Here is a 14,845-nt window from a genome sequence, read left to right on the forward strand (position 1 = left end):
TTTCCCATAGCGTCAAGCTAGTAAGAACCCTGAAAGATGATCAGGTTGATAGGTCAGAGGTGGAAGCGCGGTGACGTGTGGAGCTGACTGATACTAATCGTTCGAGGACTTAACCAAGTCATATGAACATATGAAGGTGAACTCGTTTTTACATACTTCTTCTGCATTATCTAGTTTTGAGGGAATGAACCCTTAACAAAATAGTCTGGCAATTATGGCGAGAAGGTCACACCCGTTCCCATACCGAACACGGAAGTTAAGCTTCTCAGCGCCGATGGTAGTTGGGGCACGCGCCCCTGTGAGAGTAGGACGTTGCCAGGCTAAGCCCCTTTGGGGCTATTATTTTGTCTAAAATTTTAAAGTGGCCCCTTGGTCAAGCGGTTAAGACACCGCCCTTTCACGGCGGTAACACGGGTTCGAATCCCGTAGGGGTCACCAAATTTTCTTCTTGATATTGAAAATTACTTCATGAATTTGGAGGATTAGCTCAGCTGGGAGAGCATCTGCCTTACAAGCAGAGGGTCGGCGGTTCGATCCCGTCATCCTCCACCATATAATTTAAATTGTTTAAGCTCAATTGGAAGAGCCATCGGCTGTTAACCGCTCGGTCGTAGGTCGGAATCCTCCCTGTGGAGCTTTTTTTATTTTTAAGACTAAACAGAGTTCCCTCAATACCTTTTCTTTTTCCATGTTATAGTTAACCTCACTATTATTCTATTTGTATACTTTCGACAGTTTTTTTAAAAAATATGAGAGCAAATGCTTATATGCCAATGTTGAATCCCAAACTATTAAACGAATTTTTATGGCCTCAAACCCAAACTTACATAACGTCATTTTTAGTTGTTATTGTTATTAATTGATTTTAAATTAGAAATATTCACCTTGGATTTGGAAATACTAAATACGAGGTGATGTCCTTGAATTCGATCACGAAGAATTTAGATTTACATGCAGAAGGAAGCTGGCTGCCGATTACGGTATCGTTGCTGTTATTTTTATATGCTCTTTTTATGCCTAAAAAAGAGATAGGTTGGCGAGAATTTTATATTACTTTTGGATTCATTGGTTACTTTGCTTGGATTTCTGATTCGTTATTTGGAAAAATGTTAGATCTCGTTGATTTTGGCAACCCGAAAATCACGGGAATAGGGGAGTTTTTAAGTTACAGTTTAATTCCTTCATCACTTGCCGTTATTTATTTAAACTATCTCAAGAAAACCAACAAATGGACGTTAGTCATTATTTTTACTATTATTTCTACTTTAATTGAATGGGGGATGAGGAAGGCAGGATACATGAAAGTCCATGGCTGGAGCTTTATCATATCAATCCCATTGTATTTGGTAGTATATAGTTTCTTACTTCCGCTGCACCGTAAAATAATAAAATGCAAGTCCTAAGGGCGCTCCGAAATTATTTTTGGGGGCCCTTTTCTTTTTCTACTAAAATTTTTACAAAAATCCGCATTCATATATCTACTTGTACGAACACTTAATAGTTATATGAATAAATTATAGTATCCGATTTCGAAAGGAGGGACATCATCTTGGGAAAAGAAAAAAAGAGTTCTAGTAAAAAAAGCAGCAATAGTAATAAGGAAGTACGAAATAATGTTGATGTAGAAAATAAAGTTGAAAATGAAGCAGAAAATGAAACAGAGGTTAGTTTAAAAGACAAAAATACTAACTCTGCAACAGCTAACATTACGAACAGTGGAAATTCTAGTGTTTCCATTGATATTTGCGTAGATAGTGAAGCTCGTGCAAAAGTACGTTCAAAAGCAAATGCAGAGTCTGAGGATGGTCACAAGGAGCAAAAAGACAAAGATAAAGACAAAGATAAAGATAAAGATAAAGATAAGGGCAAAGGCAAAGACAAACATAAATACTAATATAATGCTCCTTTATTCAAGGATAGTCGTGCTAGGGATACTTGATACTATTATCTAGTATCCCTTTTATGCTAGATAAGGAGGGTGAAATTTGGAAAGACTGAGCGAAAATCAACTAAATAGTTTAATTAGAAACAGCGGAAACTCCGATGTGGATTTAACTGTACATGTAGATATTGATACGAAAGCAATCGCATATGGCATGTTGTGCAGCTTATATGCCAAAGGAGAATTGACAGAATTTGAGCTTGAAAGGGCCGTTCAAAAACTTGATCGGTTAATAGAAAAGAGTAAGAGAAATCAGAAACCAGTAAGTACATCTGTTGATAATAAAACAACATCATATAATACGTCCGAGCCAAGAAGAAGAAGAAGCTGGTTCTAGACTTTTTCTTCTATTACCACACACATGGAATAGTGAAAAAATAATTTTCTGTTTTTTAGAAAAAAGGGCATCCAAGTGCTCTTTTTTATTTTTCGACGCGCTGCCTTTATAAATTTTCAGGAGAAAAGTTGGAGATACATAGGTGTTAGTTTAGTCAAAAGCTAATACACTTCATATTCTGTAAAAGCTTGACCAATGGACTGGTTATTTTATAAAGGGAAATGAGGTGGTGCAGCATGTTAGGAAATGGCATGTACGAAGGTTTGCTAACCAAACTAAAAAATTCGTTCACGTATGAGTTTTGGGTGAAGCCAAAGAGCGTTCAGCCTATTGACCAACAATCACGGGAAAAGCCAGCAAACACAGAAGGTAAAAATTATATCATTGGGCCAGGACATGTTGATTATTATGATGAAGCTGGAATTAGTGTATCGGTTGGTCGTAATGGAATAACCGTCGTAGAGCATACCGATATTCATCATTATGCCGTGTTAGTCTATGAGACAAAAATTCATGATTTCATTAATCTTGCTGTCGTCTACGATGATGGAAGGCCTTATTTATTTATTAATGGTAATTTTGTTAAAAGTGGTGAACGTAGTCCTAAAAGAAATGTTTTCCCAGCGGGGATTATTGGTGATCAGCTCTTTAATGGGGAGATCAAAGAGATCAGGCTTTGGGACCATTCCCGGACAGAAAAACAACTTAAGTCTACTATGAATCAGCAGCTTATAGGGAATGAAAAAGGGCTTTACAGTCTTTGGCTACAAAAATCAAAAGCAAGAGTGATGCCATCCGGCAGCAAGAATTCTCAAAAAAGCAGTAACTCTAATAAAGTAAAGAAAAAGAGCCAACCTATTGAAGTAAGTATCATCATTCCATCTTTTAATAAATTTCCCCTAAATTTATTTACCCTTTTTTCACTCGAACAACAAACCTTCAATCCCGCTCAAATGGAAGTAATCTTTATCGATGATGCTTCAACAGACCAAACGGAAGAGAAACTAAAAGACTATTCCCCTCCTTTTCACTTTAAATATATTCGAAATGAAAGCAATCTTGGAAGAGCGAAGGTACGGAATTTGGGCATTCATTTAGCAAGAGGCAGCCTTCTCATTTTTCTCGATGCTGAAATGATTGCAGAACCGGATTTTGTAGAAAAACATCTTAAGTACCACCAAGAAAAAGACAAGGTTATCTTGTCAGGAGTTATGCATTCGAAAAAGATTTACACCTGTATCTTTCCTGAATTTGATACGGATACCATTAACAAAATCAAATCCTTAGCAAAACATAATAAAGAGCTAAAGCAGAGGATACGAGAAGTTAAATTACCATGTGAGGAACCGTATCCGCTATTAGAGAAGAACCATATTACTAGTAAAACCTATAAGGATTTAGTTTTTAATTCTTATTCGTGGTTTAAGACGATTGCCAAACATTTTGACGCAAACCTGGATGGATTTATGTTTCCATGGATGGCCTTTCTGACAGGGAACGTTTCCATCCGCAAAGACTTTATTGAACAAGCCGGGTTGTTTGATGAAGACTTTGTCAAGTACGGATACGAAGATTGGGAATTAGGTTACCGGTTATATAAAATGGGTGCTCAGTATACTGTCACAAACGAAGTTATCACCTACCATCAAGAGCATCCTGTAGGAAAAAGCAGATGGAAAGAAGCCATCAATAATCTGGAGCTTTTTATATCGAAGCATGATGACATTGATGTGCTCATTCTTGGATTAGAGCTTTCCCAACTTGCCGATTTAATTACGATGAATAAGGTCTTAAAAGAGTACAAGGCTTTGGTGCAATCCTATTCGGAGCAGTATAAAGAATTCCAGGAAGAATTTATTCATATACTGAAAACCATCTTCCTTTTGCTCCAAGTCGATATCCGTCACCTTAATATCTTGGGGGCTGCAGGCTTTAGTTCACGGGGCAGAAAAGAGCTTCAAAAAGATATCAATTCGATCAAAACTCTTAAAAAATTCACTAATTTAACTATCTTTTTGGAAAAGGTTATGAATTCATAGAAAGCTAGGCAGAGGGAGGGAAAAAGGTGGTTTCTATTATTACTTGTACTATTAGAGAAGAGAATATCCATAATGTTTTCAAAAATTATCAACAGCAAACCTGGGAAGATAAAGAGCTGATCGTGATCCTAAATAAAGACACGATGGACATTGATAAGTGGATCAAAAAGGCAAAGAAATACCGCAATGTTCAAGTTTATCAGCTGCATGAAAATGCAACTTTAGGCGACTGCTTAAATTTTGGGATCATGAAAGCCAAATATGATATTATCGCAAAATTTGATGACGATGACTATTATGGTCCCGATTATATCAAGAGTTCGATGGATGTCTTTAAACAGAAAAATGTATCCATAATCGGCAAAAACTCCGTATATATTTATTTTAAAAACAAGAAGGCTTTAATACATGTTTCCGGTGCTGAGAATGCCATCTCTGACACTGTTGCTGGAGCCACACTGATGTTTAAAAAAGAGGTGTTTCAGCATGTTCAATTTGAAAAAGTAAATCGAGCGGAGGATTACTTTTTTATAGAGCAATGTAAAGAGAAGGGGTTTAACATCTATTCTACTAATCGCTATCATTTTGCCGTCATTCGGCAAGAAGCAGAAAAACACACGTGGAAGATTCAAGAAGAAGATCTAATGGAATGGGGAGAATTAATCGCCTATACGGAAGATTTTCAGTCCCTTATCTCAAAAAGTATGAATCTCAGAGTCTAACTTGCTGCCCAATTGGCGGCCTTTTTATTGTTGGGCAGAATCGATAAAGTTACTTCTATACCAATCCATTAGATCAAGTCTTTTTTGGGAGGTCATATCTATCACAACATTCTCATTTCCACCATTGCCACCATCTTTTTTGGCGGGTGGCGGCAATCTGCCTTTTTGTCTCTTCTATCACTTTATATCGTTCTTCCTCTAGTTGCTCCGCTCTTTTTACATATTTCATGATTTCATTAAGCTTTTCTTCTTGCTTCGCTTCCGATATTGCCTTTTCCTTCAAATGTTTGATCAAATCTAAGTTTATTTGTTCTAAATGCTCTATACGCTCCAAAAGCTCAGCATGATGGGAATCATGCTCCATATCCTTGTCATTTGTGCCTTCTATCGGAACCAGTTCCTTATCCTGATCAATCGTAGTCTCAACCGGAACTACTTCCGTTACGACGGCCGCTTTACTCTCTTGTGAAACCCAGACCATCACGGCTTCGGCAGCCTGTTCCAGGGGCATGCCCTCTTGCTTACTGAAGTCAATTAATTTGCGGAGTGTGATAACATCGTTCTCATAATAGCATCTGTGGCCTCTATTATTACGGTGTACGTGATACCCATGCCCTTCTAAGAGAGTGGCATACTTCCGTAATGTATTGCTGTCAACCTGTAGCAATTCCTGTACGTCGGCAGGGGAATATTTAACCGTCATTCCATAACACCTCCGCAATAACACTTCTATTTGTGGCCGAAAGTTTCCTTTTTATTTCTCACCCAAGCTTCTAAATCGGTAGTTTTGAATCATGTTGTTTTGAAAAAGCTGCTCCATTTTACCTCCTTTTTAAATCAGAAGTGGACAAACCACACTTCATATAATCAAATCGTCTGAGTTATAAACAAACTTGTCCCCATAAACCATTTATGAGGACAGGACTGGTTGAGTTATTAACAAGATTGTCCACATGAACCGTCTATGAGGACAGAAATAATGGAGTTATAAACAAACTTGTCCTCATGAACCGTCTATGAGGACAAAATATATCAGAGTTATAAACAAACATGTCCTCATGAACTGTCTATGAGAACAAAATAAATCGGAGTTATAAACAAACATGTCCCCATGAACTGTCTATGAGAACAAAATCGCCTGAGATATTAACAAACTTGTCCACATGGGCCAATCAAGGGTGCATAACCCTCGGTAATTCCAGCCCTTTTTTCTTCCACAACCATTAATCCACAATTAATTTATACCGCAATACAGCCGCCAGCCCCGCACCGTGCTTAAATTCTCCATTTTTTATCAAGGAGTTCAATTCTTCCATTGATAGTTTATGTAATTCAATTTGTTCACTGTTTTCCAAGTTTTGTTCGGATGCTGTTAAACCGGCTGCTGCAAATAGATAAATTTCCTCACTGGTTGAGCCTGGGGACGGGTAGAAGCTTCCAAGATCGAGCCAATGTTCAGCCTTAAAGCCTGTCTCTTCCTCCAGTTCTCGTTTGGCGGTTTCCAGGGGAGAATCATTTTCCTGCTCAATCATCCCGGCAGGCAGCTCCCACTCCCAGCTTTTTATCGCATGGCGATATTGCTTTAGACAAATAATTTCTTTGTTCTCAGAAATGGGCAGAACGCAGACTCCTTTGGCAAAATCTAAATAGGAAAAGGTCTTTTCATCGCCATTAGGGAGACTGACCTTATCTAAAATCACCCCGAAGCGGTCTATTTTTGCATTTATTGAGCTATTAATTTTCCAAGTCATATTAATCACCTTTCCATTTCAACATAATTTCTATTTTACCGCGAATAGGTATCTATGGAAAAGGGAAAGCAAGAAGCTGGCTTTCAATTATTCATTTATTTACTACCTATATTAGGCCACTTACGACATATATTAGGCCACTTATGACGTATTTTCAGGTACTTACTACATATTTTATGAAAGTAACAATATTTTCTGGATATTAATTGGAAAATTATCAAGCTTGGTTAGCTTGGAAGGAACATAAAAAAGCGCTGCCCGATTTCTGGCAGCGCTTCTTTTAATCCGCGTAGTATTCTTTTTTCTTATTGAGGTACTCAATCTCACAGTCAAGAAGTTTATATCCAATCTCCTTGCCGCTTTTCTTTTTTTGTTCGATGACTTCCCATCTGGAATCCTTGAGTTTAAAATGGACCATTACGTTGGTGTTATCAGGTTCCTTGTATAGAAGATATAATTCCTGGGGTCTCACAAATAATCTGGGCTTTCCACGCGATGCCACAATAAAGTGCTGTTTTAACGAGTTATAATAGTCATCATTTTCCTTGCCGCCGTAAATAAGGTTTGCCGCGTCCAAATCCCTGTCGGTTATCTCTATATAGCTGCTGTCGTCAATATCCAGGTTGAAGTCCGATATAATATCCTTCATTATGAGCGTTGTATATTGGTCATCTCGCAGCTTCGCCATTTCTTTGCATTCAGCCGTTAATCTTGGAAAATCGGCATGTGCATGTAATGAATGGATGCTGAAGGACACGAACAAACAGCTAATGAGAATGATTGTTTTAGTCACATGATCACCTCTAACCCTATTATTCAGCATCCAGGCAGTGATTATTCTAAGATGGCACCTGCATTAAAAAAACAGCTTCAAATGGAAGCTGTTGTGAATATCTAGATTGCTTGTTTCATTATTTCTGTATTATTAATGGCTATGTTAAGTTGAGTGTGTAATTCTGCTAATTCCTGTTGTTCTTTTTCTTTAAGGCCATTTATGATAATGACTGTTGCGTATAGGCAAATGAAAAATGTACTGATTACTATCAACCAAGCTACAAACATTTTATTTCCCCCTTTTGTATTAACTTAAGATGATTTTAAGGGATTTTAGGTTATTTCAATGTGACATATATCACAGAAAATGGGAACTAAAATTAATTTAGAGAGAATGTTTATATTTTTGTCACATTTCCTAAGTTTAAGAGAGATTAAAAACAATGCAAATGTTGTTAATCTAGAGGGTTCAACGGACCATATGGAGTTCCTTGGCTTTTACTATTTTTTGTCTAAATAAACAAACTCACGAAAATATAGACAAAACCTGTAAGAAAATAGACAATGTGCGTTCAAAAATAGACAAAAGCCCTTTAAAAATAGACAAACCACCATTGCAATAAAAATTTTTCCAAAATCTGTATCAAAGTAACTAAAGCCTCCGTCTATTTTAAAATAAAAGATCCGAAAGCGCTGAGGGATTGGATTTCGTTATAAGGGATAGGTATATCGGCATATTTTTTAGTAAAAATCCCCCTAAATACGAATATTTTTGTGGTTATATTATATTAATATTCGTATTTTTATTGAAAAATTATTATTGGCTTGTTATATTAACAAAGTAATAATCTTAAATAACGTGACTCGTATATGCTCGGTAATATGGTCTGAGCGTCTCTACCTGGTTCCCATTGAAAGAACTAGACTACGAGTTAAAGTTTTAGGCGGATCGTTCGGCTTTTAAGGTTCTGCATTCTAATACTTTAACTTTCGTAGGTCTAGAAGGTAGAAACTTATCTACTTTTCTAGACCTTTTTCATTGGATCCAGTTTCGAGTCTATTAACAAGGGGGAGCTTTTTTTGAAGAAATATACTATATTTGCTGCGGTTGTTGTGTTGTTACTGGCTGTATTTGCTGGATTCAAATCCAAAAATGAAACTGTAGTAGAGGGTGCCGGGCGGCCGATTATCATTCAAGGTCCAATGCCGATTGAGGCGGAAAATTTTGCGCAAAAATTAGACAAAGTGAAGGTAGAGAAATCCGGAACGTTTGTTTTTTACAAAGGAAAGTTGAATAATTATCCTGTCATCGTAGTGAAAACCGGTAAGGGAATGGAAAATACTGCGGCTGCTACGGCCGTTGCGATTGAAAAATATAACCCAATTGCCATCATCAACCAGGGTACTTCTGGCGGACATGATCCAAGCTTAAATGTTTTTGATATTGTATTAGGAAAAAGAGTGACCAACATCGGTTCGTTAAAAACAGAGACCAAGAATGTAAACGAAGGAATGGATCCAAGTCAATGGATTCCAATGGACTTGATGGCTTCTGAAGGAAGCGGGTCCGATCCGAATGCTGAAAAGATTCGTTATTATGAGGGAGATAAGGATTTACTGGCGGCTGCGAATGCTGTGAAAGATAAGTACACGAAAGGCAAAGTAGTCGAAGGAACAATTGGTTCAGCAGATGTTTGGAATAATGAAGTGGATCGGATCAAGTGGTTCCATGATAACTATGGTACCTCTGTAGAAGAAATGGAAGGTGCGGCAGCGGCACAAATTGCAAAGGCATATGATGTACCATTCCTGGGTATCCGCGTGCTTTCGAACAATAAAACCAATGGTGGCCAATATAACCCAAATACAGCTGCAGCTAATCAGGAATACGTTTATGAAGTAGTCAAAAAATATATTGATACGATTGAAAGTAAATAATTGTGTTTTGAATGACAACCCCGCCTCAGAACTGGCGGGGTTTTTTCCATTATTTGTTTAAATGGACAAAACCACTAAGAAAATAGACAAACCCCACTTAAAAAAAGATAACCCCCCACTTCGTTCTAGGTCTCAAGTCGCAGACAATTTTACAACAGCCGCCCGAGGTTGATGGCCGGTTGGAAGACCTATAATGAAAAAGGAAAATCAAACCAGTCCGCGAGGAGATGGAAAAATAAACATAAGGGGAGAGAAGTTATGCAGTCTTGGATTAAGTTTTCTTTAAAGAATGCAGGGGTTATTTTTATCGCCATGTTAATGGTGATTGCAGTCGGTATTTATTCCGTCAAAACGATGAAGATGGAGTCAATGCCAAACGTCGACATTCCATATATTGTTGTCCAGGTTCCGTATATCGGCGCTACTCCGGAACAAGGATTAGAGGATATAGGAAAGCCACTGGAAACCACGCTTTCAGGAATCAAGAAACTGGATAATTTGTATATAGAAGCGCACAGCAATGTGGTCGTGGGGATTCTTGAATTTGAGATGAGCAAGGATATGGATGAAGCGGAAAAGGATGTCACCACGGCGGTCGCGACGATTAATCTGCCGGAAGGGGCTGAAAAACCCCAAATATTAAAAGACGGTCCTTCTGCGGCACCCGTATTTCAATTTGCGCTTTCATCGGAAACCGCCAATCAATCCGATCTGACACAATATATTAATGAACGAATCAAGCCGGCCTTAACCGGAATTGATGGAGCAGGGGCCATCGATATTTCAGGCGAGACCGAAAAGGAAGTGGCGGTCAAGCTGGATCCTGAAAAGATGAAGAGCTTCGGGATTTCTTATGAAACGGTTAAGCAAACCTTTTTAGCGCACCATTTCTCGTTTCCAGCCGGGCAGGTCAATGTGGATGACAAAACTTTAAACGTTCAAGCTGATTTCAAGTTGAATTCAGTAAAGGATGTTGAAGAAATTCAAATTTTGGCGCAAGGGCCAACAGGCGTTCAAAACGTAAGTTTATCAGATATCGCCACCGTTTCTTACAGCAATAAAAAGGAAACAGTCTACACTCGATTAAACGAAAAGCCGGCTGTTTTAGTAGAAATGAAAGCACAGCCAGGCTCCAATACCGTCGAAGTAGTAAATCAGGCAAAGGAAAAGCTGGATGAACTTGATCTTCCGGCTGGGTACAAATTAACGAAATTATATGATACCTCAAAAGAAGTGAAGACATCTGTTGATGGGATGCTGCGGGAGGTTTTACTGGGAACCTTGTTTGCGGTGATTGTCACGTTCCTATTCCTTCGCAATATCAGAGCAACGATTGTCGCCGTTCTTTCGATTCCGTTATCGATTTTGGCTTCAATGATCACGATGAAATATTTGGATTATAGCTTAAACATGATGACGCTTGCCGGAATTGCTGTGGCAGTGGGACGCGTTATCGATGACTCGATTGTCGTCATTGAAAATGTGTACCGCCGGACGTTATCGAGCCCGAAACGTGATGAACGAATGGTTCTGACGGCAGCCAAAGAAGTGGGGGGCGCAATTACCTCTTCGACCCTTACAACGATCGCCGTTTTCGGACCGCTGTCGTTTGTGCCAGGGATCATTGGTCGATTCTTTGCCCCGTTTGGCATTACCGTCATCGTGGCGCTTGCGTTTTCCTTGATTGTTTCGTTAACGGTCGTGCCGTTATTGGCTAAGTTATTTTTACTGAAGATTAAACATAAAGAAGTCAAGGAAACCATTTTTGAAAAAGCATATAAAAATGTGCTGTCATGGGTGTTAAATAAGCGGGCGGTCACGGTGGTTACAGCTTTGGTGATGTTCGTCGGATCGCTCGCATTAGTTCCGATGATTCCGAAGAACTTTTTACCTCAGGAAAAAGCCCTATCCTATCGGTTAACGGGAGATTTACCGGATGGGACATCATTGGATAAAACGAATGCCGTAGCGGTTAAGGTAGAAGATATTTTGGGCCGCGAAAAAGATATCAATCATTTGCAAACGGTTGTGAATGGGGAACATATTCGTTTTTCGATTGATTTAAAAGAGGATGTTACGAAAGAACAAACAGTTGATTTTGAAAAAAGAGTTCGCGAAAAAGTAGAGAAACTGGATGATGAGATGCAAGTGGCGCTTACACCAGTTGGGATTGCGGGAACAAGCGGGTTAGCGTTAATCGTCGAGGGCGGAAATGCCAAAGATTTAGAAACGGCCGGAAAAATGATTACCAATAAAATTAAGGGTATCGATGGATTAGAAAATGTGGAATCAAATCTTTCTGGAGTGAAGGAACAGCTTCATTTAGAGATTGATGATCACAAAGCGGCGGAAAAAGGGTTGAGCCCAATCATGGTTGCCGGCTACGTGCGAGAGCTTATCGCTGGGGATCGTGTGGGCGACATGCAAGTTGATGGGAAAACAACGAATGTTCAATTGTCATTGGCGGGCCAATCGGCCGATTCGATCAATGAGATTATGAGTCAAAAAATGACCAATCCGCTGGGGCAGCACGTAAGCCTTTCGGAAGTGGCAACACTGGAAAAAGTGCCGAGTCCTTCCGCCTTATACCGCTTAAATCAACAGCAATATGTTGAGGTCACGGGCCGAATCACCACAGACAATTCTTCCGGTGTGCAGGCAGAGGTAGATAAGCGATTAAAAACCTTGGATCTGCCAAAAGGGGTTTCGTACCATTCTGAAGGTCAGGCGCAGGCGATGAATGAAGGCTTCACGAATATGACAATTGCGATGGCCGTTGCCGTTGTGCTGGTTTTTATCGTGATGCTGGTGGCGTTTGGGAATATGTTAATGCCGGTGGCCATTCTGTCTTCGTTACCATTCTTGTTCTCTGGCGGACTGCTGGGATTGTATTTGACTAATCAGGCACTTGGAATGCCAGCTTTGGTAGGGTTCTTGATGTTAATTGGAATTGTGGTCACGAACGCGATTGTTTTGATGGAGCGCGTGAAGCAGAATGAGAAGAAGGGCATGGAGCTTAAAGCAGCATTGCTGGAAGCAGGAAAAACCCGCCTTCGTCCGATTTTGATGACGGCCCTAGCGACCATTGGGGCGCTGTTGCCTTTAGCGCTATCGAGTGATGGCGGATTGATTTCGAGATCACTGGCGATTGTGGTGATCTCCGGATTGTTGACATCTACACTGTTAACCTTGGTGATTGTGCCGACTACCTATCATGTGATGAAATCGGTAAAAGGGCGATTTTTTAAGAAGACTACTCCTATGATAACTGAAAAGGAACCAGCGTGAATTTTAAGATAGGGTTACACAGGTAAAAAAGAGTAGAGACACTGACATAGAGGGTCTTTTTGTAAGGAGAATTTGCTTTAAGTTAATTACAAAAAGGATTGAATAGGCCATTGGAAAAAGAAAAAAACGGAGGCAGGAGGCTTCCGTTTTTCTTTTAGCCCCGTATCGAGCTTTTTTCTTAACAGGTCACACCTATCTGTATGAGAAAGGACGGTTTTACCTATCACAAAATTTCTCCTGCTATCCCATAAATAATGTTTCTAGATAAAATAACCGGTTTAGTGGTATAGGCCTGAGCAATTGACTTCATTTCCTGTGTGTATCCCATACAATCGAGGAGTATGGCTTTGACTGGAAATTGGTCAAGCTGTTTCACTGCGCTAATCAAGTGTTCCTCTTGGAAAGCGTAGGGGGAACTTGCTGCTGGGATGGCAATAAATTGGGCTTCCTTCCATTTATATATGATAGATTCTGCTTGTTCCGGAAGAGGAAGAATGACGCCAAGCAATCCTTCACGCAGCAGCCCTTTTACTACATGGTTAAGTAAAAAATCTGGGTAGACAATCGGTATCCCGCTCGTAAATAACGGAAACTTCCCGGTACAAGCGAGAATGATTAACGACACCTTCGCCTGATTAAGTTCATCGATGAGTGATTGAATAATCGGAAGGATTTTTTCTTTCGCCATCGTTGCACTTTCCCCGTTTTTTAATCGTGATATTAAGGTGGTTTGCCCTGGTTCGGGTTGAAGTTCATGAATATCTTCATCAGACCTTCCGTCGAGAACGCCCTTTTCGATAATGACGGTTTCTTTAGGAAGGAATGGTCTGATGTCCGGTATCATGTCCGTTCTTGGCGTTTGCCCAATTGTAATTATACCGATAGTCTGCTGCATTCCTTATTTCACTCCTGACTATAGACCTTATTTCCATTAATAAAGGTTGCGAGCACATTCGAGCGGGTGTCAAATGGATGATGGGACCAAATCACAAAGTCGGCGTCTTTCCCTGGTTCGAGTGAACCAACACGGTCGTGAATTCCAGCTAGGTTAGCTGCTTCGCTTGTAATACTTCTTAAGGCGGTCATTTCATCGAGACCGTATTTGACAGCCTCTGCTGCACAAAGAATCAAATAGTGAATTGGAATAAACGGATGGTCTGTCATGATGGCAAAAGGGATACCGGCATCATGAAATAGTTTTGGCGCTTCTGGTGTTAAATTGCGCGTTTCATATTTTGTTGCCGGAAGCATAAACGGCCCCAATGTCACATTTGCCCCGCTTTCTTTAATGGCTTCTAGCATCAAGTGTCCCTCTGTACAATGTTCCAAACAAAGTGTGATGTTAAATTCTTTGGCAATTCGAATGGCTGTGGCAATATCATCTGCACGGTGACAGTGTAAATGAAGGGGCATTTTCCTCTCAAGAACCTCAATGAACGGCGCAAGCTCTGTTTGATTTTCCAAGCTTTCAAGGCGTTCAGCATCCGATAAGACGGCCGCTTGTTGAAATCCTTGACGAATCAATTGGGCCACAGCCATTCTTGTATATGGAGTCTTGTTAGATTGACCAAAAACATTTTTAGGATTTTCGCCTAGAGCCCCTTTTAAACCGCTTTTTTCCGTGATGATCATTTCCTCTAAGGAGCTTCCCCATGTTTTTAAAATCGTCCACACCCCGCCAATGGGATTTGCACTTCCTGTCCCCGTTTGAACGGTTGTTACACCGCCGCGGCGTGACAATTGAAACGAAAAGTGCCGAGGATTGATTCCGTCAATCGCCCGCATCAAAGGGGTAAAAGGTGTCGAGTATTCACAAGCGTCATTATTCCGTTCCGTTATTTCTCCCCAAAGACCAACATGCGTATGGATATCAATGAGTCCAGGGGTTATGACACACCCATCCATAGATTCAATCTGGGCATCAATAGGAATATCCGTATCCATCCCTACCTTGATCACTTTCCCGTCGCATACCCAAAGGTCCGCATTCCTTAAAACGGTATTGGCTTCATCCATCGTATAGATATTTGCCCCTCGAAAAACTTTTAGCATCG

Annotated in this window: 13 protein-coding genes, 2 tRNA genes, 2 rRNA genes and 1 riboswitch; of the genes, 11 read left to right on the top strand and 6 right to left on the bottom strand. The window is 39.9% G+C overall.

Annotated elements, in window-relative coordinates; translation table 11 throughout:
* From LC455_RS21590 to LC455_RS21630, 9 genes are all read left to right on the top strand, one after another.
* Nucleotides 1–117 (top strand): 23S ribosomal RNA (locus LC455_RS21590); the annotation flags it as partial.
* A gap of 87 nt (nucleotides 118–204) precedes the next feature.
* Nucleotides 205–321, top strand: a 5S ribosomal RNA gene (gene rrf, locus LC455_RS21595).
* A 42-nt stretch (nucleotides 322–363) separates the two neighbouring features.
* Nucleotides 364–438: transfer RNA gene (locus LC455_RS21600), tRNA-Glu, on the top strand.
* A 38-nt stretch (nucleotides 439–476) separates the two neighbouring features.
* Nucleotides 477–552: transfer RNA gene (locus tag LC455_RS21605), tRNA-Val, on the top strand.
* A 368-nt stretch (nucleotides 553–920) separates the two neighbouring features.
* A complete protein-coding gene (locus tag LC455_RS21610; protein ID WP_223593859.1) occupies nucleotides 921–1,403 on the top strand; it encodes a CBO0543 family protein in 483 nt (160 codons plus the stop codon).
* A gap of 146 nt (nucleotides 1,404–1,549) precedes the next feature.
* Complete coding sequence (locus LC455_RS21615; protein ID WP_223593861.1) at nucleotides 1,550–1,894, top strand: hypothetical protein; 345 nt, start codon at nucleotides 1,550–1,552, stop codon at nucleotides 1,892–1,894.
* Between the two features lie 91 nt (nucleotides 1,895–1,985).
* Nucleotides 1,986–2,279, top strand: coding sequence for a hypothetical protein (locus tag LC455_RS21620; protein WP_223593863.1), 294 nt, complete (start codon nucleotides 1,986–1,988; stop codon nucleotides 2,277–2,279).
* A 236-nt stretch (nucleotides 2,280–2,515) separates the two neighbouring features.
* Nucleotides 2,516–4,318 (top strand): glycosyltransferase, encoded by a 1,803-nt coding sequence (locus LC455_RS21625; protein WP_223593865.1) that lies wholly within the window; start codon nucleotides 2,516–2,518, stop codon nucleotides 4,316–4,318.
* A gap of 26 nt (nucleotides 4,319–4,344) precedes the next feature.
* Nucleotides 4,345–5,040 (top strand): glycosyltransferase, encoded by a 696-nt coding sequence (locus LC455_RS21630; protein WP_223593867.1) that lies wholly within the window; start codon nucleotides 4,345–4,347, stop codon nucleotides 5,038–5,040.
* Between the two features lie 112 nt (nucleotides 5,041–5,152).
* Here the strand turns inward: LC455_RS21630 and LC455_RS21635 are convergent, their stop codons facing one another.
* From LC455_RS21635 to LC455_RS21650, 4 genes are all read right to left on the bottom strand, one after another.
* The gene (locus tag LC455_RS21635) at nucleotides 5,153–5,743 is read right to left on the bottom strand and encodes a MerR family transcriptional regulator (RefSeq protein WP_223593869.1); all 591 of its coding nucleotides are present in this window, start codon (nucleotides 5,741–5,743) and stop codon (nucleotides 5,153–5,155) included.
* Nucleotides 5,744–6,263: 520 nt separating this feature from the next.
* Nucleotides 6,264–6,791: an NUDIX hydrolase gene (locus tag LC455_RS21640; protein ID WP_223593871.1), complete on the bottom strand. Its 528-nt coding sequence runs from the start codon at nucleotides 6,789–6,791 to the stop codon at nucleotides 6,264–6,266.
* Between the two features lie 280 nt (nucleotides 6,792–7,071).
* Nucleotides 7,072–7,584 carry a hypothetical protein gene (locus tag LC455_RS21645; protein ID WP_440446416.1) on the bottom strand — a complete coding sequence of 171 codons (513 nt, stop codon included), beginning with the start codon at nucleotides 7,582–7,584 and terminating at the stop codon, nucleotides 7,072–7,074.
* Between the two features lie 101 nt (nucleotides 7,585–7,685).
* Entirely contained in the window at nucleotides 7,686–7,853 is a 168-nt protein-coding gene (locus LC455_RS21650) for a hypothetical protein (RefSeq protein ID WP_223593872.1), read from the bottom strand.
* Between the two features lie 556 nt (nucleotides 7,854–8,409).
* Nucleotides 8,410–8,513, top strand: a riboswitch (purine riboswitch).
* Nucleotides 8,514–8,687: 174 nt separating this feature from the next.
* Here LC455_RS21650 and LC455_RS21655 point away from each other — a divergent pair.
* Together LC455_RS21655 and LC455_RS21660 are read left to right on the top strand one after the other, a co-directional pair.
* Nucleotides 8,688–9,503 (top strand): 5'-methylthioadenosine/S-adenosylhomocysteine nucleosidase, encoded by an 816-nt coding sequence (locus LC455_RS21655; RefSeq protein ID WP_223594276.1) that lies wholly within the window; start codon nucleotides 8,688–8,690, stop codon nucleotides 9,501–9,503.
* 258 nt (nucleotides 9,504–9,761) lie between these two features.
* Nucleotides 9,762–12,791, top strand: coding sequence for an efflux RND transporter permease subunit (locus LC455_RS21660; RefSeq protein WP_223593874.1), 3,030 nt, complete (start codon nucleotides 9,762–9,764; stop codon nucleotides 12,789–12,791).
* Nucleotides 12,792–13,014: 223 nt separating this feature from the next.
* On the opposite strand, the gene LC455_RS21665 is transcribed toward LC455_RS21660, so the two are convergent.
* Complete coding sequence (locus tag LC455_RS21665) at nucleotides 13,015–13,686, bottom strand: AroM family protein (protein WP_223593875.1); 672 nt, start codon at nucleotides 13,684–13,686, stop codon at nucleotides 13,015–13,017.
* A gap of 8 nt (nucleotides 13,687–13,694) precedes the next feature.
* Nucleotides 13,695–14,843 carry an amidohydrolase gene (locus tag LC455_RS21670; protein ID WP_223593877.1) on the bottom strand — a complete coding sequence of 383 codons (1,149 nt, stop codon included), beginning with the start codon at nucleotides 14,841–14,843 and terminating at the stop codon, nucleotides 13,695–13,697.
* Between the last annotated feature and the right edge of the window lie 2 nt (nucleotides 14,844–14,845).

The sequence above is a fragment of the Neobacillus bataviensis genome (assembly GCF_019969725.1).